This is a genomic window from Promicromonospora sp. NPDC057138, from assembly GCF_042670845.1.
Classification (GTDB): Bacteria; Actinomycetota; Actinomycetes; order Actinomycetales; family Cellulomonadaceae; genus Promicromonospora.
Map to the genome: position 1 here is coordinate 21,410 of NZ_JBHUUX010000051.1, position 21,272 is coordinate 42,681.

A 21,272-nucleotide genomic window follows, 5' to 3' on the forward strand; every position below is an offset into this window, starting at 1 on the left:
GCGTCTTCATCAGGTCTTTCGGCTTAGCCGTCATGGCCAGCGGCGGACCTCGCCACCAGAATCGACTGTGTCATCAGTTGCGTGAAGACGCCATCTGGAGGTGCATCGAGATGACCAGCATGACTGCGGGATTGTGGAAGCAGCACAGCGGCAACCCCGTCGAGAACTACGAGCGGTACTTCGTCCCGACGATCGGAACCGCCTGGGCCAGCGCCCTGCTCGAAGCGACCGACCTGCGCGCCGGTGAGCGGGTGCTCGACATCGCATGCGGCACCGGTGTCGTGGCTCGCCGCGCCGCCGACCAGGTCGGGCCGAGCGGATCGGTGGCCGGTCTCGACCTCAGCCCCGGCATGCTGGAGATCGCGCGCGCGAGCAGTGCCGAGATCGACTGGCACGAGGGGGACGCCGCAGCGCTGCCACTGCCCGATGGCGCCTTCGACGTCGTCGTCAGTTCACTCGGCATGCAGTTCGTTGAAGACAAGCAATCGGCCCTTCGCGAGATGCACCGCGTCCTCGCACCCGGCGGGCGTGTCGCCATCGCAACGGGCGGCCCGACTCCGCCGCTGTTCGCGGTCCTCGAGCAGGCGCTCGCGCGGCACGTGTCGCCCGAAGTGGCGGGCTTCATGCGCGCAGTGTTCTCGCTGTACGACCCGGAGCAGCTCCAGGCCCTGGCGACCGACGCCGGGTTCGACGACATCGACGTCCGGTCGAAAGTGTTGACGGTTATCCTGCCCGCCCCAGCAGAGTTTCTTTGGCAGTACGTCCACAGCACCCCCCTGGTCGCCGCGATCGCGCCGCTCGACGACGCGAGGCTGGCCGCACTGGAGCACGACGTCGTGGCCGGATGGCAGTCCTTCGTCCGGAGCGGGGAGTTGGTGTTCGATGGGAACGCCGTCCTCACGACGGCGAGGCGGCGCAACGGGTAGAACTCCCTCTCAGCAACGGCACGGCTGCGAGTCTGCCGCTGTCGGAGCGCTAGCGTCCGGCCACACCGCGATTCGGGTGACCCGACCGCCCAACCCCGCGTCCGTAGGTGGGCCTGAGGCCGGGTCGGACCCGGCTCGGTCAGCGGGGCACCGCCTGAGCCGCGTGAGGAGGCTTGGTCGTCCTCGCCGGCTTCCCCAACAACATCGTCACGGACATTGCGCTGGCCCGGTGCCAGGCGGCGCGTTCAAGGTTGACTGAAAGGACGGCTGCCAGAGCACCATGCCCTCGCTCATGCCGGTCGTGTGACATCGACTGCCGAACTGCCGAGCCGATCAGGGGGTGCGTGAACGCGTAAGTCGAAACCAGCCACGCCACAGCCGGTCTCACCCGCAAAGACCGCCTCGCCATGGCACGCGGCACATAACGACAGTCCACGACAGCAAAGCGGCGTGGGCACCTGGGCGTCCACGCCGCTTTGCTGGTTGCCGCCTAGGCGGAGGTTCTGGTCACGGTCGTGCCGGTCTTGGTGATCGTGTAGTCGATCGTGCCGCCGCCCCAGAAGTGGAAGGTGAGGGTGACGGGTTCGCCGTCCCTGACCTCGTTGAAGAAGTCAGGGGTGAGGCTGATCGTGCCCGCATCGTAGTCGGGCCGGTAGGTCGCCCAGAACTCCTTGTAGGAGGTCCACGTGTGGGGTCCGGCGTTGGTGCCGTCGGCATACTTGGCCTCCATCGTGGCGACCTGGTCGCCGTTGAACTCGGTCGGAATCGCGAAGCACGAGGAGTTGCAGGGCTCCCACCCGGACCAAGGTGCGCCGTCCATGGTCCCGGACGCGTCCGAGAGCTGCGCCTTGTCGTAGGTGATGATGTGGATCGCCCAAGGCAGGCCGTCCGAGAAGCGGGCTTCGATGGTCGCGTTGGTGCCATAGGCGCGGTCGCCCGCGAGACGGGTGAGCGCGGCGGCGGTCAGGGTGAGCGTGTCACCGGAGACGGTGTAGTCAGCGCCCTCGGTAAGTGCGGTGTCCCCCTGCCACAGGCCCTCGAAGTCAAGGCCGTTGCGGTTGAGGGTGAGCGACTCGTCCGCGATGGCCCCGGCCTTCTCGAGGTAGATCGAGTCGAACGAGGCGGTGCCCGAAAGCGTCGTAAAACCTGAGTCCATGTACGCCTTCAGGAGCGGGTCGCGCCATTCCAGGGTGTGGCGGTTGAGGTACGAGCCGGCGTCCCACAGCATCAAGGTCAGCTGCTCTTCGACGGCCTGGTGCGCGGTGGCCTGGAAGAACTTCAGCAATTCGCCGTACTGCGGCGAGTTGGGCACGGTGCCGCGGGTGTAGTCGTAGCCGAGGACACCCCACTCCCCGACGATGACCGGCACGCCGTTGTCGACGAAGGTGTCATTGGTGCGCTGGAAGGTGTTCTCGAGGTCCTGCTGGGTCGCCTCGTCGTAGGTGGTGACCCCGGCGACGTTGACGCTGAAGGGATAGAACCCGTAGAAGTGGACGGTCGCGGCGATCATGTCGTCGTCGAGCTCGTCGATGGTGGCCTTGAGCGCGTCCAGGTGCGGCTGCTCGGAGTTGGTGACCCACGTCGGCAGCACCAGGAGCCGGTCCGAGTTCTTCCCGCCGGTGGCGCGGACGGTCTCGTAGAAGTTGACGTTGAGCGTGGCGGTGTGGGCGTCCTGGTTGGCCACGTCAGTGGGGAACTGCGGTTCGTTGATGCTCTCGAAGGACAGCTCGGACGGGTAGTCCTTGAACCGCTCGGCGATCTGGCCCCACATCGCGTTGAACTTCGCCAGCACGTTCTCGCGGTCGTCCGGCAGCTCCTTGGTGAACATCTGGTCGTGGATGTTGACCAGCACTTGGAGGTCGTTCGCGATCGCCCAGTCGACGACCTGCGCGACACGCTCCATGCGCTCGGGGGCGATCGTGTAGTCCGGTCCCGGGCCGGTGTGCTCGTAATCCCAGGCCACCGGGAGGCGGATCGAGTTGTAGCCCTCGGCTTTGATGGTCTGGAGGAGTTCCTCGGTGATCAGCGGGTTGCCCCAGGCGGTCTCACCGCCGGTACCGCCGAAGGCGTCGAGGCTGTTGCCGACGTTCCAGCCCGGCTGCATGGCCGCGACCTGCTCCATAGCCGTGACCGCGTGGTCCGGCGGGGACGAACGGCGCTCGGGTGTCGTCTGCGCGCCGGCGGGGCCGGCGAGGCTCGCCGACAGTGCCAGTCCGGCCGCCAGGGCTGCGAACTTCTTCCAAGGGGGTCTCTTCACGGTATGCCCTTCTTCGCGCACATGTGGCGCTCGAAAAGGGGTGGCTGGCTCCCCGTCGAGCGCGCCTCGGGTGATGCAGCGCCCCGTTGAAGCGCTTCGACAAACGTAGGGTGGAGATGGCGGGGATGCAAGCCCCAACCCCGAGCCAATCGTGCAGAAGTTGCCTGGTCTGGCTAGTGTCGGGTGTCGGCTGGCGTCGTCGGCATTCGTCGAAGCGTTTCGAGGGAGTTGAATGACGGCGGCGCGACCTGGACCAAGTTCGCGAGCCCTGGCACCGTTGATGCATAGACGTATTTCAATCGAGAGCGGAGTGGCAAATGACATCGCAAGCCCCGTTGCATCGTGACGAGGATCCGGTCTTCGAGTGGGCCCTCCCCGGGCTCCACCTGAAGTTCGACCACCGCGACGACCGGCCCGTGCGGCTCGTGCGCCTCGCGACCGCACCCGAGGCGCCGTCAGCGGCCGCGCCCTGGGCGATCATCGACGTCATCACCGCCGGCGTCGAGCACCGCGCCAGCAACGACCAGGGCCTCCTCTACTCGAGTGCCGGGCAGCGGCTCCGCTACGCGGGCCACGAATCGGACGAGACCGAGCTGCGGATCCGCCAGCGTGCACCGGAGTTCGGCCTCGAGGTGCTCAGCGTCTTCCGCGTCGCTGGACCGGGCCTCCAGATCCGACACACCGTTCGCAACGTGGCCGACCGGAGTCTCGTACTGCTCTCGGTGAGCTCAGCGCTCGTGGCCGTGCCCGCCGACGGCGCGCACGACCTCCTCTGGGGCGAGAGCGAATGGCGGGCCGAGGGGCGCTGGCGGCAGCGCCCATTGAGCGAGCTGCTGCCCGACATCGATCCCGCGATGCACGGCGGCCAGCACCCGCGCGGGCTCTTCTCGCTGACCAGCCATGGGAGCTGGTCGACTGGATCCTTCCTGCCGACCGGGGTCCTCGCGGCCGAGACCGTCCCTTCGATCGCGTGGCAGGTCGAGACCAGCGCTAGCTGGCACTGGGAGGTGGCACAGACCGGGAGCACCGTGACGCTGGGCGTGCACGGCGCGACCGACAGGCACCACCAGTTCGCCGCGCGGCTGGCGCCGGGCGAGGAGTTCACCTCGGTGCCGGCAGGGCTCTGCGTCGCCGATGGCGGCCGGGACGCGGCCTTCGCGGCGCTCACCGGTTACCGGCGCGCGATCCGTGAGGTGCGCCCGGTCGACGCTCGGCTTCCGGTTGTCTACAACGACTACATGAACACGCTCATGGGCGAGCCGTCGACGGAGAAGCTACTACCGCTCATCGAGTCGGCGGCCGAGGCGGGCGCGGAGTACTTCTGCATCGACGCCGGGTGGTACGCCACGCCCGGCAGCGCCTGGTGGGTCGGCGCGGGCGAGTGGCTCGAGGCTCCCGAGCGGTTCACCGGCGGCTTGTTGTCGGTCATCGACGCCATCCGCGCCAACGGCATGCGGCCCGGGTTGTGGTTGGAGCCGGAGGCGGTCGGGTTCGAGTCGGCGATGGCGGAGCGGTTGCCGGAAGAGGCGTTCTTCCAGCGGTTCGGCGAGCGGGTGATCGTGGCGGGGAACTTCCAGCTCGACCTGCGGCATCCGGCGGCGCGCGCCCACTTGGACGAGACGGTGGACCGGCTGGTGGACGAGTTCGGGCTCGAGTTCATCAAGCTCGACTACAACAGGAACATAGGCGGCGGGACTGACGTGGACGCCGACGCGCCAGGGGCAGGGCTGCTCGGTCACACCCGAGCCTTCCGCGACTGGCTGCTCGGCGTGCACGCCCGGCATCCGGGAGTGCTGTTCGAGAACTGCGGTTCGGGTGCGCTGCGCATGGACTACAACCTCCTTTCGGTGGCGCATCTGCAGTCGACCTCAGACCAGGAGGACTTCCGGAAGTACGCGCCGATCGCGGCGGCGGCGCCTGCGAGCGTCCTTCCCGAGCAGGCGGGGAACTGGGCGTATCCGGCCGCGTCGATGGGTTTGGAGGAGACGGCGTTCGCGATGACGGCGGGCGTCATGGGCCGGTTGTACCTCTCCGGGTTCCTCAATGAGTTGAGCGCGGAGCAGTCCGACCTGGTGCGCGAAGCCATTGCGCTCCATAAGGACTGGCGGCACCGTATCGCCGGGTCGCATCCGGTGTGGCCGCTGGGACTTCCGGGCTGGGGGGACGAGGTGATCGCCCTGCAGCTCGACACCGGATCCGAGTCCCTGCTGGCGCTGTGGTCGCGCGGTGAGGCTGCAGAGGTCGCGCTGCCAGGGCTGCGCGGGCGGGACCTGAAGCAGGCCTACCCGGTCGCCTTGCCGGAGTGGACGATCCGCACCGACGGCGAGACGCCGGTCGTCGAGCTGCCGGCGGGGCCCGCCGCCAGGATCTTCACAGTGCAGCGGTGATCCAGGGTCCAAAGCCGGGCCGCCGGGAGCCTGCTGCGCGGTCATTCCGGCCAGCGGCAGGGTCGCTGCGGCGGCCCGGTCCACCGACTCGGGCGTGACCAGACGGTTCACACGGAGAAGTACTTGGCCTCCGGGTGGTGGAACACGAACGCGTCCGTCGACTGCTCCGGATGCAGCTGCAGCTCATCGGAGAGTGTCACCCCGACCCGCTCCGGCCGCAGCAGCTCCACCACCTTGCGCCGGTCCTCCATCTCCGGGCACGCGGGATACCCCAGCGAGAACCGCGCCCCGCGATACTCCAGCTTGAACATGCCCTCGACCCCGGCGGGCTCCTCCGAGGCGAACCCGAGCTCGGCCCGCACCCGCGCATGCCAGAACTCCGCCAGCGCCTCGGTGAGCTGCACCGACAGCCCGTGCAGCTCCATGTACTCCCGGTACTTGTTCGCCTCGAACAGCTTCGCCGTATGCGCCGACACCGAGTCCCCGACGGTCACGAGCTGCACCGGCAGCACGTCGAACCGCCCGGTCTCCTCGACCCACGACCGAGGGCGCACGAAGTCAGCCAGGCACAGGTGCCGGTCCCGCCGCTGCCGCGGGAAGTGGAACCGCAACCGTTCGGTCCCCACGGGACCACCGGACCCGCCGTCGGGCGCGCCGACTCCTGCCAGCTCGCCATGGTGCGCCACCACGACGTCGTCCCCCTCCGACCACACCGGGAAGTACCCGTACACGACCGTCGGGTCCATGATCTGGTCGGTCAGGATCCGGTCCAGCCACTCCGCGAGCCGCGGCCGCCCCTCGGTCTCGACGAGCTCCTCATAGGAAGCCCCGTCCTCCGAGCGCCCGGGCTTGAGCCCCCACTGCCCCATGAACGTCGCCCGCTCGTCCAGGAACGCGGCGTACTCGGAGAGCTGCACGCCCTTCACGATCCGCGTTCCCCAGAACGGCGGCTCGGGCACGGGATTGTCGGCAGCGACGTCGGACCGCGCGGGCAGGTCCTCGACGGCAGTCTGCGTCACCGTCACCACCGAGTGCCGCCGCTTCCGCAGCGCGGGCAGCCCGACGTCGTCCGGCGACGCACCCCGGGCAACCCGCACCAGCGGCTCCATCAGCCGCAGCCCCTCGAAGGCGTCCTTCGCGTACCGGACCACCCCGGGGAACGCCCCAGCCAGGTCGTCCTCCACGTAGGTCCGCGTCAGCGCAGCCCCGCCCAGCAGCACGGGCCACCGCTTGTCGTACCCGCGGGACGCGAGCTCCTCCAGGTTCTCCTTCATCACCACCGTCGACTTCACGAGCAGCCCCGACATGCCGATCACGTCGGCGTCGTGCTGGATCGCGGCGTCGATCATGGCGCCCACCGGCTGCTTGATGCCGATGTTCACCACCTTGTAGCCGTTGTTCGTCAGGATGATGTCCACGAGGTTCTTGCCGATGTCATGCACGTCGCCGCGCACGGTCGCCAGCACGATCGTGCCCTTGGTCTGGTCGCCCTCGACCTTCTCCATGTGCGGCTCCAGCAGCGCGACGGCGGCCTTCATCACCTCCGCCGACTGCAGCACGAACGGGAGCTGCATCTCGCCCTTGCCGAACAGCTCGCCCACCACCTTCATGCCCTCCAGCAGGTGGTCGTTGACGATGTCCAGCGCCTTCATCCCGGCGCCCAGCGCCTCCTCGATGTCGGGCTCCAGCCCCTTGCGGGCGCCGTCGATGATGCGCCGGGCGAGGCGCTCACCCACGGGCAGCCCCGCGAGCTCCGCGGCACGAGCATCCCGGATCGCCCCCGCGTCCACGCCCTCGAACAGGTCCAGCAGCTTGGACAGCGGGTCGTAGGTGAGGTTGCCGTCGGCGTCCCACTCGCGCCGGTCCCACACCAGGTCGAGCGCGGTCTGGCGCTGCTCGTCCGGGATGGAGGACAGCGGCAGGATCTTCGCCGCGTGCACGATCGCCGAGTCCAGACCCGCCTCGGTCGCCTCGTGCAGGAACACCGAGTTCAGCACGGCGCGCGCCGCCGGGTTCAGGCCGAACGACACGTTCGAGACGCCGAGCGTCGTGTGCACGCCGGGGTACGTGCGCGTGAGCTCGCGGATCGCCTCGATGGTCTCGATGGCGTCGCGCCGCGTCTCCTCCTGGCCGGTGGCGATCGGGAAGGTCAGGGTGTCGACGATGATGTCGTCCACGCGCATGCCCCAGTCGTTCACCAGGGTCTCGATCAGGCGGGTGGCTATCGCCACCTTCCCGGCGGTCGTCCGCGCCTGGCCCTCCTCGTCGATCGTCAGGGCGACGACGGCGGCCCCGTGCTCCACGACCGCCGGCATGATCCGCCCGAAGCGCGACGTCGGCCCGTCGCCGTCCTCGAAGTTCACCGAGTTCACGACGCCGCGGCCGCCCAGCAGCTCCAGGCCCGCGCGGATCACCGCCGGTTCGGTGGAGTCGATCACCAGCGGGAGCGTCGAGGCGGAGGCCAGCCGCGAGACCACCGCGCGCACGTCCTCGACGCCGTCGCGCCCCACGTAGTCCACGCACACGTCGAGCATGTGCGCGCCGTCGCGCGTCTGGGCGCGGGCGATGTCGACGACGTCGTCCCAGCGGCTGTCCAGCATCGCCTCCCGGAACGCCTTGGAGCCGTTGGCGTTGGTGCGCTCGCCGATCGCGAGGAAGCTCGTCTCCTGGCGCAGGTCCGTGGCGGAATACAGCGAGGCGACGGCGTTCTCCCGCACCGGCTCGCGCTCCGCGACGGGCGCGCCGCCCACGGCCTCGACCACCAGCCGCATGTGCTCCGGCGTCGTGCCGCAGCAGCCGCCGACCAGACCCAGGCCGAACTCGCGCGCGAACTGCGTGTGCGCGGCCGCCAGCTCCTCCGGGGTCAGCGGGTAGGAGGCGCCGTCCGGCCCCAGCACCGGCAGGCCCGCGTTCGGCATGCACGCCACCGGGATCTCCGCGTGCTGCGACAGGTGCCGCAGGTGCTCGCTCATCTGATCCGGTCCGGTCGCGCAGTTCATGCCGATCGCGTCGATGCCCAGCGCCTGCAGCGCCACCAGCGCCGCGCCGATCTCCGAGCCCATGAGCATGGTCCCGGTGGTCTCCACGGTCACCGACACGATGATCGCGACCCGCTGCCCGACGTCGTCCATCGCCTGCCGGCAGCCCGTCACCGCGGCCTTGGCCTGCAGCAGGTCCTGGCTCGTCTCGATCAGCAGCGCGTCCGCGCCGCCCTCGATCAGGCCCGCCGCCTGCTCCGCGAACGTGTCGCGCAGGTGCGCGTAGGTGGTGTGGCCGAGCGACGGCAGCTTGGTGCCCGGGCCCATGGAGCCCAGCACCCAGCGGGGCTTGTCCGGTGCCGCGTACGCGTCGGCGCGCTCGCGGGCCAGCGCCGCGCCCTTGCGGGCCAGCTCGCGGATCCGGTCGTCGATGCCGTAGTCCGACAGGTTCGACCAGTTCGCCCCGAACGTGTTCGACTCGATGGCGTCCACGCCGACCTCGAGGAACCCGTCGTGCACCCCCGCGATGATGTCCGGCCGCGACACCGTGAGGATCTCGTTGCAGCCCTCCAGACCCTCGTAGTCCTCGAGGGTCGGGTTCGCCGCCTGGATCATCGTGCCCATGGCGCCGTCCGCCACGACCACGCGCGTGCGCATGGCCTGCAGCAGGGCGGCGGAGCGTTCGCCGAGGGCGGGCGGGGCGGCGGGAAGAGCTGTCACTCCGGCAGCGTAAGCCTTGGCCCGACGACGGTGCCGCGCCTGCCCGGAGGTCGGAACTCGGAGGTCGGAACCGGGGCAGGCGTCGAAGACATCGAAGGGGGTCGGCGTCGAAGGTAGGTATCGTCCCTGCCATGACAACGCGCGACTACCTGGCCTCCCTGTTCTCCCTGGAAGGCCGCACGGCCGTCGTGACCGGCGGCAGCTCCGGCATCGGCCGGGGTATCGCTGAGGCCTTGGCGCAGGCCGGGGCGCGCACCGTGCTCCTCGCGCGCGGCGCCGAACGGCTGGACGAGGTCGCCGGCGCCCTGCGCGAGCGCGGCTGCGCCGTCGACATGGTGGTCGCCGACCTCTCCACCCGCGCCGGCATCCACGCCGCCGCCGACGACATCGTCGCGGCCGCGGGGGAGCCCGACATCCTCGTCAACAGCGCCGGCATCAACCTGCGTCCGCACATGGGCCAGCTCGACCAGGACGTCTGGGACACCACCATGACCGTCAACCTCGACGCCCCGTTCCTGCTCGGCCAGCGGTTCGCGCCCGGCATGGCCGAGCGCGGCTTCGGCCGGCTCATCCACATCTCCTCGCAGCAGGCGCACCGGTCGTTCGTCGACAGCGGCGCCTACGGCGTCTCCAAGGGCGCGCTCGAATCGCTCGCCCGCTCCCAGTCCGAGGCGTGGTCCGCGCGGGGAGTGACCGCCAACACCCTCGTGCCGGGGTTCGTCCTCACGCCCCTGAACCAGCGCCTTCAGGACGACGCCGAGAAGGTCACGGCGCTCGCCGCCCGCACCACCGTGGGCCGCAACGGCGTGCCCGAGGACTTCGCGGGCGCCGCCGTCTTCCTAGCAAGCGCGTCGTCGTCCTACGTAACAGGCCACTCCCTGTTCGTGGACGGCGGCTTCTCGGTCCACTAACCCCCGGCCCGCTGAGTGCTGGCTATTTGTTGGTTTGGGGCCCGTGATTCAACAAATAGCCAGCACTCAACGGGTTGCCGGGCGGGCGGTTAGGCTCACGCCGTGAATTTCGACTTTCCAGGGCTGGGCACCCTTGTCAACGTCGCGACGATCGTCGTGGGGTCGCTCCTCGGGATGGCGGTGGGGCACCGGCTGCCGCAGCGCACCCACGCCGTGGTGACCGACATCCTCGGCCTCGTGACCCTGCTGGTCGCCGCGCTGTCGGCCGTCGCGGTGACCGACGCCGCGTTCGTCGCGGCGACCGGCTCCGGCGCCCCGGTGCTGATCGTGCTCGGGTCCCTGCTGATCGGCGGTATCGCCGGCTCGCTGCTGCGGATCGAGGACCGCCTGGAAGGCCTGGCCGGCACGATCCAGGGCTGGCTGGCCCGGCGCACCCCCGGGGCGCGCGCCGGGCGGCGTCGCGGGCTGATCGACGCGAGCGAGGCGGGGCAGGATCATGCGGCGCGCGAGCGCTTCATCGAGGGCTGGCTCACCGCGTCCCTGCTGTTCTGCGTCGGGCCGCTCGCCATCCTCGGGTCGCTGTCCGACGGCCTTGGCCGCGGCATCGACCAGCTCCTGCTGAAGTCGGTCCTCGACGGCTTCGCGGCGCTGGCGTTCGCGTCGTCGTTCGGGGTCGGGGTGCTGCTGTCCGCGGTGTCGGTCGCCGTCGTCCAGGGGCTGGTGACGCTGGCCGGGGTGCTGCTCGGGTCGGTGCTGCCGGACGCGCACATCGCCGCGCTGACGGCGACCGGCGGCCTGCTGCTGGTCGGCATCGGCCTGCGGCTGCTGAACATCAAGCAGATCCCGGTGGGCGACCTGCTGCCGGCCCTGATCGTGGCGCCCTTGCTGACCCAGCTCGTGATCGCGCTGCGCTGACCCCGGAGAAGCGTCAGCCCCGCACCGGCACCGGGAGCCGCACCTGGCGTCCCACCTCGTCCTGCCCGTCGAGCTGCCGGGTGAGCAGGTCCATCGCCGTCCGGCCCAGCTCCTCGCCGTCGACGTCGATGGCCGGCGTGTGCTCCAGGCCCAGGGCCTCGATGACCGTCGGCTCGGTGCTCACCACCAGGTCGCGGGGCACCTCGACGCCGCGAGTGCCCAGGGCGAGCAGCAGGCCCAGGCCGATGGACGTCGCGTACGGGACGACGGCGGTCGCCCCCGTCTCCAGGACGGCGGGGGTGACCTCGACGCCCGCGGTGAAGGTCGCCGGGCAGGGGCCGAGCACGGTGAGCTTGCTCCCGGCCCGGCGCGCGGCGTCCCGCACGGCGGCCGTGCGCTGCCGGTCCTGCCACGAGCCCTCCGGCCCGCCCACGTAGACGATCCGCTCGTGGCCCTCGGCGGCGAGCCGGGTGGTCAGCGTGCCGAAGGCGGTCGCGGTGTCGGCCACGACCGACGTCATGCCGTCGATCTCGCGGTCGACCAGGACCGCGGGCTTGGCCGAGCCCGAGCTCGCCACCAGGGTGTCGCTGCCGCGCGGGGCGACGACGAGGAAGCCGTCGACCTGGCGGGCGAGCCGGTCGAACGCGCCCGCGGCGTCGAGGGCGTGCACGGCCACGGTGAGCTGCAGGCCGGCCTCCTCGGCCCGTGCCTGGGCGCCGGCGATGATCGGGGTGAAGAACGCGTTGGCCAGCGTGGGGACGACGATGGCGATGATGCCGCTGCGCCCGCGGGCGAGCTCGCGCGCGGCCCGGTTGGGCACGTACCCGAGCCGGGCGGCCGCGGCCACGACCCGCACCGCGGTCTCGGCGGCGACCAGGCCGCTCCCGTTCAGCGCGCGCGACGCCGTCGCCTTGGAGACGCCGGCCACCGCGGCGACGTCGGACAGATCGGGCAACGTTCCTCCTTTGTCGGTAGGGACACTCTAGACGCCGCGTGCAACCGTTTCCGCACCGCACGCCACGCGATGTAACAGGAAGTTAACCAAGGATTGCAGGAGCCTCGCCGTCGATGCCTTAAGGTCCAGTGCAACCGGTTCCATCGACGAAAGACGGCTCGTGCGAGCTCGCTCCTCCCTACTGCTGCTCCTGCCGGGGCTGGCGTTCCTGCTCGTCGGCTTCCTGCTGCCGGCGGTCGCGATGCTGTTCGCGCCGCCCGGCGTGAGCTTCGCCCAGGTGCTGCAGCGCATGGGCACGATGCTCACCGACCCCTACGACCTCGCGATCGTGTGGCGCACCGTGCGCATCGGGCTGATCGTCACCGCGCTGTGCGTGGTGCTCGGGTTCCCGATCGCCTCGCTGCTCGCCCGCTCGCAGTCCCGCTGGTCGGGGGTGCTGCTCGCGCTGGCGATCTTCCCGCTGCTGCTGAGCAACGTGGTGCGCACCTTCGGCTGGCTGGTCGTGCTCGGCTCGAACGGCGTCATCGGGCAGCTCCTGACCGGCCTCGGCATCGTCGAGAAGGCGCCGCAGCTCCTGTACACCGAGCTGGCGATAGTCCTGGGTCTGGTCCAGCTCTTCCTGCCGCTCGCAGTCATCACCTGCTACTCCGCCGTCGCGCAGGTCGATCCCGGGCTCGACGAGGCGGCCCGCGGCCTGGGCGCGAGCCGCACCCGCGCGTTCTGGACGATCCTGGTGCCGCTCTCGCTGCCCGGCATCGTCGTGGCGGCCACACTGGTGTTCGCCGGGTCCGTGACCGCGTACACGACGCCGTACCTGCTCGGCGGGTCCAGCCAGCGCATGCTCTCCACGCAGCTCTTCTCGTACGCGAGCGTGACGGTCGACTGGGCGGCGGCGTCGGCCACCGCGATCGTGATGACGGTGCTGGTCTTCCTGGTCTCCGGGATCTCGACGCTGGTCGGGCGCAAGGGGGCCACGGCATGAGCGCCGTCATGAGCCGGACCGGGAAGCTCCGCCACCCCGTCGCGGGCACGCTCGCCGTCCTGGGCTACGTCGTCATGATCGTGCCCATCCTGTTCGTCGTCGCGACGGCGTTCACCGCCGGGAGCACGCTGCGGTTCCCGCCCGAGGGGCTGTCCCTGCGCTGGTTCGGGGAGGCGGTGGCGTACTCGCCGTTCATGGAGGCCGTGGTCTCCAGCCTGGAGCTCGCCGTCCTGGCCACGGGGCTCGCGCTGCTGCTGGGCGTGCCGGTCACGCTGGCGATCCACCGCGGCCGGATCCCGGGCAAGGGCCTGCTGGAGGGGCTGTTCCTGTCGCCGCTCGTGGTGCCCGAGCTGGTCGTGGGCCTGGCCCTGTACCAGCAGCTCATGATCGGCCTGCGCCTGGACAACTTCACGACCCTGCTGCTCGGGCACACGGCCCTGCTGCTGCCGTACGCGGTGCGGGTCACGGGCGCCTCCCTCGCGCTGGCCGACCCCGCGCTGGAGGAGGCCGCCCGCGGCCTGGGCGCCTCGCCGCTGCGGGCGTTCGTCACGGTGACCCTGCCGATGCTGCGGCCCGGCCTCATCTCGGCGGGCCTGCTCGGGTTCGTCACCTCGTTCAACAACGTGCCGCTCTCGCTGCTGCTGCAGACGCGCGACTTCCGGACGCTGCCCGTCACGATGCTCGACTACGTCCAGCAGAGCTACGACCCGATGGTGGCCGCCGCCTCGACCTTGGTGCTCGCCGCGACCGTCGTCGTCGCCGTGGTCGCCGAGCGCACCGTCGGCTTCGCCAAGATCTTCGGAGGAATCAACCGATGACCACCCCCGCCGCCGCCGAGCTCGTCGGCGTCTCCCAGCGGTTCGGCGGCTTCACCGCCGTCGACGCGATAGACCTCCGGATCCCCCGCGGGAAGCTGACGACGCTGCTCGGCCCCAGCGGCTGCGGCAAGACGACGACGCTGCGCATGCTCGCCGGGTACAGCGCGCCGACGTCGGGCCGCATCCTGATCGACGGCGACGACGCGACCCGGACGCCGCCCGAGAAGCGCAACCTGGGCATGGTGTTCCAGTCCTACGCGCTGTTCCCGCACATGACGGTCGCGGACAACGTCGCCTACGGGCCGAAGATGCGGGGCGTGCCCGCCGCCGAACGCCGCCGCCGCGCGGGCGAGGCGCTCGAGCTCGTCGGGCTCGCGCACCTCGGGGACCGCAAGCCCAAGCAGCTCTCCGGTGGCCAGCAGCAGCGCGTCGCGCTGGCCCGGGCGATCGCCATCCGCCCGCGGCTGCTGCTCCTGGACGAGCCGCTGTCCAACCTCGACGCGCGGCTGCGGGTGCAGATGCGCGCGGAGATCCGCCGCATCCAGTCGGAGACCGGGCTGACCGTCGTGCTCGTCACGCACGACCAGGACGAGGCCCTGGAGATGTCTGACGAGATGGTGCTCATGCGTGCCGGGAAGGTCGTGCAGTCCGGCGCGCCCCGGGACGTCTTCCCCGCGCCGGCCGACCGGTTCGTCGCGGAGTTCCTCGGCTACGAGAACTTCCTGACGCTCGCGGACGGGCGGCAGGCCGCCGTCCGCCCCGAGCACCTGCGGATCGTGCCCGCGGGCGAGCCCGCGGACGGCGGGGTCGTGCTCGACGCCGTCGTGCGCGACGTCGCCTACCGCGGCGTCGACCTGCTCGTGACGCTGGACGCCACCGACCCGGCCGGCACCGCCGTCCGGCTGCTGGCCGACCACCGCGCCGACACCGCCACCGGGCCGACGCCGTCGGCCGGTGACCACGTGCGGCTGATCGCGCCGGGGGCGCGGCTGGCCGTGCTCGGCCCCGAGGCCGCCGTCGCCAAGCCGGTCTGACCTACTCATCCGACCCCGAACCGCCCGACCCGAACCCCCTGAACCAAAGGAAAGCCCATGCTCCGCACCCCGAAAGCCCGCCGCACCGCGGTGATCACCACCGGCCTGGTGGCCACCTCGCTGCTCGCCGCCGGCTGCTCCGCCGCCGGCGACGACGCGGCGGCCGAGGACACCATCGTCGTCTCCACGTTCCCGTTCGGGGTCGAGGAGTTCCAGGAGGCGGTGATCGACCCGTTCACCGAGAAGACCGGCATCGAGGTCGAGGTGGAGACCGGCTCGAACGCCGACCGGCTCTCGCAGCTCGAGGTCGCCGCGGGCGACTCCGGCATCGACGTCATGCTCATCTCCGACTACTACGCGGCGCTCGGGCAGGAGAGCGACCTGTTCCAGGAGGTCGACGCCGCGAAGGTGCCGTCCCTGGACCAGGTCGCGGACTTCGCGCTGGAGGAGGGGTACGCCGGGCCGGCCTACAGCTACCAGCTCAACGGGACGCTCTACTCGACCGAGGCGCTCTCGGCCGACGAGGCGGCCGAGTGGGATCTGTACGGCGACGCCGCGCACGCCGGGAGCCTCGCGCTGCCGGACATCTCGGTCACGGCCGGGCAGCTCATGATCTCGGGCGTGGGGGAGACGTACGGCGACGGGCCGTACGACATCGACACGGCCCTGGGCACCCTCGGCGGCTGGGCGCCGGGGATCCTGCAGTTCTACTCGTCGTCCACGGAGGTGACGAACCTGCTGACGCAGGGCGAGATCGTCGCTGCCGACTCCCTGAGCGGCTTCGCCACCGACCTCGTCGCCTCGGGCGAGCCGTACGCGTGGACGCCGCCGGCCACGGGCCGCTACATGGCGACCAACCGCGCGATGATCCCCGCCGGGGCCCCGAACGCCGACGGCGCGCACCAGTTCATCGACTACCTGCTCTCGGCCGAGGCCCAGACCAAGTCCGCGGAGCTGGTGGGCGACCTGCCCGTCAACCCCGAGGCGACGGTCCCGGACTCGATCACCGCCGTCGTGGGCGACATCGCCGCCGACCCGGTCGCCGCGGGCTACGCGACCCTCGACCCGGCCGAGCTCGTACCCACGCGGACCGACTGGGTCGACCGGTTCGCCCGTGAGGTGACGGCCGGCTGACCGGGCGCCTCATGAACCACCTCACCACTGAGCGGTCCGGCGCCGTCGACCCTGCCGCGGCGCACGCGGCCGTCGACCGGACCGCAATCGACCGGATGCCGAAGGTCGACCTGCACTGCCACCTCATCGGCACGGTCCGGGCGAGCACCTTCGCGGAGCTCGCCCGCCGGGAACGCCTCGTGCTGCCCGACGAGCCCGAGCGGATCTACGCCGACGTCAACTCCCTGCCGCCGGACCCGGACCTCTACCGGGACACGCGCGTCCCCGTACCGCAGGGGCGCGGCGCCGACGAGCCTGCGGTGTCGTACTCGCTGTTCCAGGTCTCCCGCTGGGTGACCCAGGTGCTGCGCGACGCCGACGACCTGACCCGGATCACCTACGAGGCGTTCGAGGCGGCGCACCGCACCAGCGCCACGCGCCACCTGGAGCTGTTCTTCGACGCCGTCCCCGAGCACCTGGCGGCGCTCGGCTACGCGGGCTCGGTCGAGGCGTACGCCGAGGGCATCCGGATGGCGGAGCGCGACTTCGGCATGACGGGCCGGCTCATCGCCGGCATCGACCGCAGCGGCTCCGGGCAGGACGCGCTGGAGCGGGTGCGCACCGTCGTCGACCACCCGCACGAGTACGTGGCGGGCATCGGCCTGGACAACCTGGAGACGGCGGGCCCGCCCGAGCGGTTCGCGGCGGCCTACCGGCTTGCCGGGGAGGCGGGCCTGGGGCGCACGGCGCACTCCTCCGAGCACGCCCCGGTCGCCGTCAACACCGTGACCTGCCTGGACGTGCTCGGCTGCGACCGCATCGACCACGGCTACTTCGTCCTGCAGGACGACGACGTCGTGGCGCGCCTGCGCGACGAGCAGGTGCCGTTCACGGTGATCTCCACGACGTCGCGCCGGTCGTGGCGGCCGTGGCGGCGGGCCTCCATCGCCGCGATGCTGGAGGCGGGGCTGAACGTGATCCCCGCCTCCGACGACCCCGGGATGTTCCCCACCACGCTGGCGGGGGAGTACCGCATCCTCGCCGACGACCTCGCCGTCCCCGACGAGCGGCTGCGCCAGATGGCGCTCGCCGGCGTCGAGGCGTCCTGGCTGCCGCCGGCCGAGAAGGCGGCGCTGCGCACGAGGTTCGAGAAGGAGCTCGCGGACCTCGCCTGAGGCCGCGGTCCGGCCCCCGGCCGCCCCAGGACCTAGAACGGCAGCGTGCCGTTCTCGTCCTGGAGCGTGCCGGTCGGGCCGTCCGCGCCGAGCGTCGCCAGCCGCACGACGACGGCGGCCGACTCCGCGGGCGTCCGGCCGATGCCGAACGACGCGGTCATGTCGGTGGCGGCGGTGCCGGGCTCCAGGGCGTTGAACCGGATGTCCGGGTGGGCCTTGGCGTACTGCACGGTCAGCATGGTGGCCGCCGCCTTGGACGCCGCGTACAGCGCGATCGGCAGGCCGTACTCCGGCCGCTCCGGGTTGGTCACGGCCCAGAACGACCCGGCGCTGCTGGACACCGTCACCACGTTGGGGCTCTCGGACCTGCGCAGCAGGGGGAGCGCCGCCTCGGTGACGCGCACGACGCCCACCGCGTTGGTGTCGAAGGACCGCAGCGCGGTGGGGCCGTCGAGCGCGGTGTCCAGCACGCCGGCGTTGTGCACCAGCACGTCGAGCCGGCCGGCGGCGTCGTCGACGGTCGCCAGCGCGGCGCGCACCGAGGCGTCGTCGGTCACGTCGAGCTGGACGAACCGCGCGCCGAGCTCCGCGGCGGCCGCGCGACCCCGCTCGGCGTCCCGGGCGCCGAGCCAGACGTCGTGGCCCCGGGCGAGCAGCAGCCGGGCGGTCTCGAACCCGATGCCCTTGTTGGCCCCGGTGATCAGCGTGACGGTCATGCGTTCCTCCAGAAATAGGCGGCCCGGTCGGGCCGTTAGGAACGCTATGAGCGGCGACATCGACCAGCCAGGACCCTCCTCAGCCGGGGGTGCGGCAGGACCCCCTCAGCGCGCGTCCGCCAACCCGCTGGGCGCCTACCTGCGGGCCCGGCGCGAGCTGGTCACGCCCCGGCAGGCGGGCCTGACCGACGCGGGCGGACGGCGCGTACCCGGGCTGCGGCGCGAGGAGGTCGCCATGCTGGCCGGCATCAGCGCCGACTACTACCTGCGGCTGGAGCGCGGCCGCGACCGCAACCCGTCCGTGGCGGTGCTGGAGTCGCTCGCGCGCGTGCTCCGCCTCGACGACGACCACTTCGCCCACCTGCTCTCCCTGGTCGCCGACGCGCCCCGGCACCGCGGGCGCCGTCCCCGCGCGCAGGCCGTGCCCGACGGCGCGCGCAAGCTCCTGGGCTCCCTGGTCCAGCCCGCGTTCATCGAGAGCCGGTACTTCGACGTGCTGGCCTCCAACGACCTGGCCCGCGCGATCGACCCGCACCTCGCCGTGGGCGGCAACCAGCTCCGCGACCTGTTCCTGGACCCGTCCGTGCGCGCGCTGTACCCGGAGTGGGCGAACGTCACCGAGTGCTTCGTGGCCAGCCTGCGGCAGGCGGCGGGCACCGACGTCGACGACCCGCGGTTCGTCGAGCTCACCGGCGAGCTGTCCGCGGCCAGCGGCCGGTTCCGCGAGCTCTGGGCGCGCCACGAGGTGCGCGGGCAGCGCGGCACCCCGCTGCGGATCGCCCACCCGCAGGTCGGTGACCTGACCGTCAACCGGGAACGGCTGAGCATCGCCGGCGCCGAGGACCTGATGCTCGTCGTTTACCACCCGGACGCCGGGTCCGCCGACGCCGACAAGCTCGCCCGCCTGGCCCCGGTGGGCGCCGGCGCGTAAATCCCGTGGCCGACGGCACCCCGGTCGCCTAGCGTGACGACATGTCCCCACCCGTGCGCGCGACCATCGGCGACCGCGCGGCCGCGCCGTCCGCACTGCCGCCCCCGACTGCGGGCGGCCTCACCTGGCGCCCCTGGACGCGGGCCGACGTGCCCGCGCTCGCGGAGCTGCTGCGCGCCGTCCAGGAGGCCGACGGCCGCGACTGGTTCACCTCGGCCGCCGGGCTCGAGGAGGTCTTCGACGCCCCGGTGTTCGACGCCGCCGCCGACACCCTGGTCGGCCTGGACGCCGACGGCACGATGCTGGCCCACACCTGGGTCGAGCGGTATCCCACCGACGGCGTCAGCCTCCTGCGCGCCTCGGTCTTCGGCGGAGTGCACCCCTCGCGCCGCGGCGAGGGCATCGGCACGGAGCTGCTCGCCTGGGGGACGGGACGCGCGCGGCAGGCGCTCGCGGCGTCGGGCACGGACGCGCGGCTGGCCGGACTGCCCGGCCGGATCGCCGCCCACCTCGAGGATTCCGACCCCGCCGAGCGCCGCGGCCTGCTGCGCGCCGGCGGGCTCGAGCCGATCCGGTACTACGCGAACCTGCGGCGCGATCTCAGCGCGCCGGTACCCGCAATCGGGCTCGAACCGCCGCTGCGGCTGGTGCCCTGGTCCGACGCGCTGGACGATGCCACGCGGCTGGCCCGCAACGACGCCTTCCGCGACCACTGGGGCAGTCAGCCGCGCACGCCCGAGTCGTGGCGGGCGTTCCGCAGCCACTTCGCGCCTCAGTGGTCCTTCCTCGTTGTCGACGAGTCGGTGGAGTACGAGGGGTCCGAGCGGGAACAGCCCGGGGACGCCACAGTGGCCCCCGGCACTCCGTACGTCGTCGGGCTGCACCAGGCCGAGCGGTACGAGCACGTCTGGGAGACGCAGGGGTACACCTCTGGCCACACCGGCCTGCTGGGCGTGCGCCGCGCCTACCGCGGACGCCGCATCGCGGCGGCCCTCCTGACGCACGCCATGAACGTCTACGCGGCCGACGGCATGCAGTACGCCGAGCTCGGCGTCGACACGGACAACCCGACGGGGGCGCCCGCGCTGTACGCGCGGCTGGGCTACGCCAAGAGGACCGGCTCCACCATGTACGCCATCGAGATCTGACCGACCGGGCACCACCGAGCTCCGAGGAACCACCATGACCGCGCAGACCCCCACCCTGGCCCCGATCGCCGAGCGCGCCGCGCCGCCGGCGACCCTGGCCCTTCCCACGGCGGGCGGCCTGACCTGGCGCGCCGCCACCCGCGAGGACGCGCCGACGTGGCTCGCGCTGCGCAACCGCATAGCCCCGGCCGACGCGCAGCCGTACGTCGAGACGCTCGAGGAGATCGAGGAGCTGTTCGACGGCGCGTGGCGCGACATGGCGTCCGACTCCCTGCTCGGGTTCTCCACCGATCCGGCCGACCCTTCGACAGGCTCAGGGCGGCGCGACGGCGCCCTCGTAGCCTGGGCCCAGGTCGACTGCCTGCCGGGCGACGTGTCCCTCGTCCGCGCGTTCTGCTGGGGCGGCGTGCACCCGGACCGCCGCGGCGAGGGCATCGGCCGCGAGCTGCTGGCCTGGGCGACGGGCCGCGCGCGGCAGCTGCTGGCGGCGTCGGGCAAGGAAGTTCCCGCCCGGATCGCCACCTTCGCCGACGACGACGCCCCCGTGACCAAGCACCGGCTGTACGAGCGCGCCGGGTTCGGCGTGCGCCGCTACTACTCCGACCTGGCGCGGCCGCTCACCGGGCCCGACGCCGACCCCGTGCCCGAGGTGGCCCTGGCCGGGTCGCTGCGGCTCGTGCCGTGGTCCACCGACCTGGACGAGGCCACGCGCCTCGCGCACAACGACGCCTTCCGCGACCACTGGGGCAGCCAGCCGCAGACCCGCGAGCAGTGGTCGCAGCGCGCGGGCTTCGCGCCGGAGTGGTCGTTCGTCGTGATCGACGAGGCGCCCGACGTCGACGCGCTCCTCGCCTCGCCCGACACCGACGCCGACACGGCCGCCGCCCTGCGCGCCGGGGAGCCGCTGGTGGTGGGCTACGAGCTGGCCGCCCGGTACCCCGAGGACTTCGCGGTGCGCGGGTACTCCTTCGGGTACACGGACATCCTCGGCGCGCGCCGCGGGTACCGGGGCCGCAAGGTCGCCCTCGCGGCGCTCGCGGAGGGCATGCGGGCGTTCGCCGCCGACGGCATGCAGTACGCGGCGCTCGACGTCGACACGGCCAACCCGAGCGGCGCCCACGGCCTGTACGCGAGCCTCGGCTACGTCAAGACGTCGGGCTCCCGCATGTACTCGATAGAGCTCTAGCCCCGCGCTCCGGTGGTCGAGCTTGTCGAGACCTGTCAGGGGGTCTCGACACGGGCGGGGCGCCCGGGGCAGCCGGGCCAGCACCGGGGGGGCGGTGGCGGGGATGGGGTCGGGGGCGCC

16 protein-coding genes are annotated in these 21,272 nt (G+C 71.9%); 12 read left to right on the forward strand and 4 right to left on the reverse strand.

The features are described 5' to 3' along the window. Window positions 1–32: 32 nt before the first annotated feature. Window positions 33–926: a methyltransferase domain-containing protein gene (locus tag ACFT2C_RS21895; RefSeq protein WP_377209193.1), complete on the forward strand. Its 894-nt coding sequence runs from the start codon at window positions 33–35 to the stop codon at window positions 924–926. Window positions 927–1,416: 490 nt separating this feature from the next. Here the strand turns inward: ACFT2C_RS21895 and ACFT2C_RS21900 are convergent, their stop codons facing one another. Then, a complete protein-coding gene (locus tag ACFT2C_RS21900) occupies window positions 1,417–3,183 on the reverse strand; it encodes a cellulase family glycosylhydrolase (RefSeq protein ID WP_377209194.1) in 1,767 nt (588 codons plus the stop codon). Window positions 3,184–3,500: 317 nt separating this feature from the next. Here ACFT2C_RS21900 and ACFT2C_RS21905 point away from each other — a divergent pair, with 317 nt between their 5' ends. Beyond that, window positions 3,501–5,570 carry a glycoside hydrolase family 36 protein gene (locus ACFT2C_RS21905; RefSeq protein WP_377209195.1) on the forward strand — a complete coding sequence of 690 codons (2,070 nt, stop codon included), beginning with the start codon at window positions 3,501–3,503 and terminating at the stop codon, window positions 5,568–5,570. A gap of 107 nt (window positions 5,571–5,677) precedes the next feature. Here the strand turns inward: ACFT2C_RS21905 and metH are convergent, their stop codons facing one another. Then, window positions 5,678–9,205 carry a methionine synthase gene (gene metH / locus ACFT2C_RS21910; protein WP_377209208.1) on the reverse strand — a complete coding sequence of 1,176 codons (3,528 nt, stop codon included), beginning with the start codon at window positions 9,203–9,205 and terminating at the stop codon, window positions 5,678–5,680. Between the two features lie 194 nt (window positions 9,206–9,399). Between metH and ACFT2C_RS21915 the strand changes: the two genes are divergently transcribed. Then, window positions 9,400–10,179, forward strand: coding sequence for an SDR family NAD(P)-dependent oxidoreductase (locus ACFT2C_RS21915; protein ID WP_377209196.1), 780 nt, complete (start codon window positions 9,400–9,402; stop codon window positions 10,177–10,179). 102 nt (window positions 10,180–10,281) lie between these two features. After that, window positions 10,282–11,094, forward strand: a complete 813-nt coding sequence (locus ACFT2C_RS21920; RefSeq protein WP_377209197.1) for a DUF554 domain-containing protein — start codon at window positions 10,282–10,284, stop codon at window positions 11,092–11,094. A gap of 13 nt (window positions 11,095–11,107) precedes the next feature. Here the strand turns inward: ACFT2C_RS21920 and ACFT2C_RS21925 are convergent, their stop codons facing one another. Continuing rightward, window positions 11,108–12,049 carry a LacI family DNA-binding transcriptional regulator gene (locus tag ACFT2C_RS21925; protein ID WP_377209198.1) on the reverse strand — a complete coding sequence of 314 codons (942 nt, stop codon included), beginning with the start codon at window positions 12,047–12,049 and terminating at the stop codon, window positions 11,108–11,110. A gap of 160 nt (window positions 12,050–12,209) precedes the next feature. Between ACFT2C_RS21925 and ACFT2C_RS21930 the strand changes: the two genes are divergently transcribed. The 5 genes from ACFT2C_RS21930 to ACFT2C_RS21950 are packed head-to-tail and all read left to right on the forward strand — an operon-like array spanning window position 12,210 to window position 17,171. Further along, on the forward strand, window positions 12,210–13,031 hold the full coding sequence (locus ACFT2C_RS21930; RefSeq protein ID WP_377209199.1) for an ABC transporter permease: 822 nt from the start codon (window positions 12,210–12,212) through the stop codon (window positions 13,029–13,031). Further along, window positions 13,028–13,849 carry an ABC transporter permease gene (locus tag ACFT2C_RS21935; RefSeq protein WP_377209200.1) on the forward strand — a complete coding sequence of 274 codons (822 nt, stop codon included), beginning with the start codon at window positions 13,028–13,030 and terminating at the stop codon, window positions 13,847–13,849. The genes ACFT2C_RS21930 and ACFT2C_RS21935 overlap by 4 nt, the downstream gene beginning before the upstream one ends. Further along, window positions 13,846–14,883 carry an ABC transporter ATP-binding protein gene (locus tag ACFT2C_RS21940; RefSeq protein WP_377209201.1) on the forward strand — a complete coding sequence of 346 codons (1,038 nt, stop codon included), beginning with the start codon at window positions 13,846–13,848 and terminating at the stop codon, window positions 14,881–14,883. Before ACFT2C_RS21935 ends, ACFT2C_RS21940 begins: the two co-directional genes overlap by 4 nt. A gap of 57 nt (window positions 14,884–14,940) precedes the next feature. Continuing rightward, window positions 14,941–16,017 carry an extracellular solute-binding protein gene (locus ACFT2C_RS21945; RefSeq protein ID WP_377209202.1) on the forward strand — a complete coding sequence of 359 codons (1,077 nt, stop codon included), beginning with the start codon at window positions 14,941–14,943 and terminating at the stop codon, window positions 16,015–16,017. 11 nt (window positions 16,018–16,028) lie between these two features. Continuing rightward, window positions 16,029–17,171, forward strand: coding sequence for an adenosine deaminase (locus tag ACFT2C_RS21950; RefSeq protein ID WP_377209203.1), 1,143 nt, complete (start codon window positions 16,029–16,031; stop codon window positions 17,169–17,171). Between the two features lie 32 nt (window positions 17,172–17,203). Here the strand turns inward: ACFT2C_RS21950 and ACFT2C_RS21955 are convergent, their stop codons facing one another. Beyond that, window positions 17,204–17,887 (reverse strand): SDR family NAD(P)-dependent oxidoreductase, encoded by a 684-nt coding sequence (locus tag ACFT2C_RS21955; RefSeq protein WP_377209204.1) that lies wholly within the window; start codon window positions 17,885–17,887, stop codon window positions 17,204–17,206. A 46-nt stretch (window positions 17,888–17,933) separates the two neighbouring features. Between ACFT2C_RS21955 and ACFT2C_RS21960 the strand changes: the two genes are divergently transcribed. Genes ACFT2C_RS21960 through ACFT2C_RS21970 form a run of 3 tightly spaced genes read left to right on the forward strand, consistent with a single transcriptional unit; the run spans window position 17,934 to window position 21,152 of the window. Next, window positions 17,934–18,818, forward strand: coding sequence for a helix-turn-helix domain-containing protein (locus ACFT2C_RS21960; RefSeq protein ID WP_377209205.1), 885 nt, complete (start codon window positions 17,934–17,936; stop codon window positions 18,816–18,818). Window positions 18,819–18,859: 41 nt separating this feature from the next. Further along, a complete protein-coding gene (locus ACFT2C_RS21965) occupies window positions 18,860–19,966 on the forward strand; it encodes a GNAT family N-acetyltransferase (RefSeq protein ID WP_377209206.1) in 1,107 nt (368 codons plus the stop codon). A gap of 34 nt (window positions 19,967–20,000) precedes the next feature. Beyond that, window positions 20,001–21,152: a GNAT family N-acetyltransferase gene (locus ACFT2C_RS21970; protein WP_377209207.1), complete on the forward strand. Its 1,152-nt coding sequence runs from the start codon at window positions 20,001–20,003 to the stop codon at window positions 21,150–21,152. Window positions 21,153–21,272: the final 120 nt, after the last annotated feature.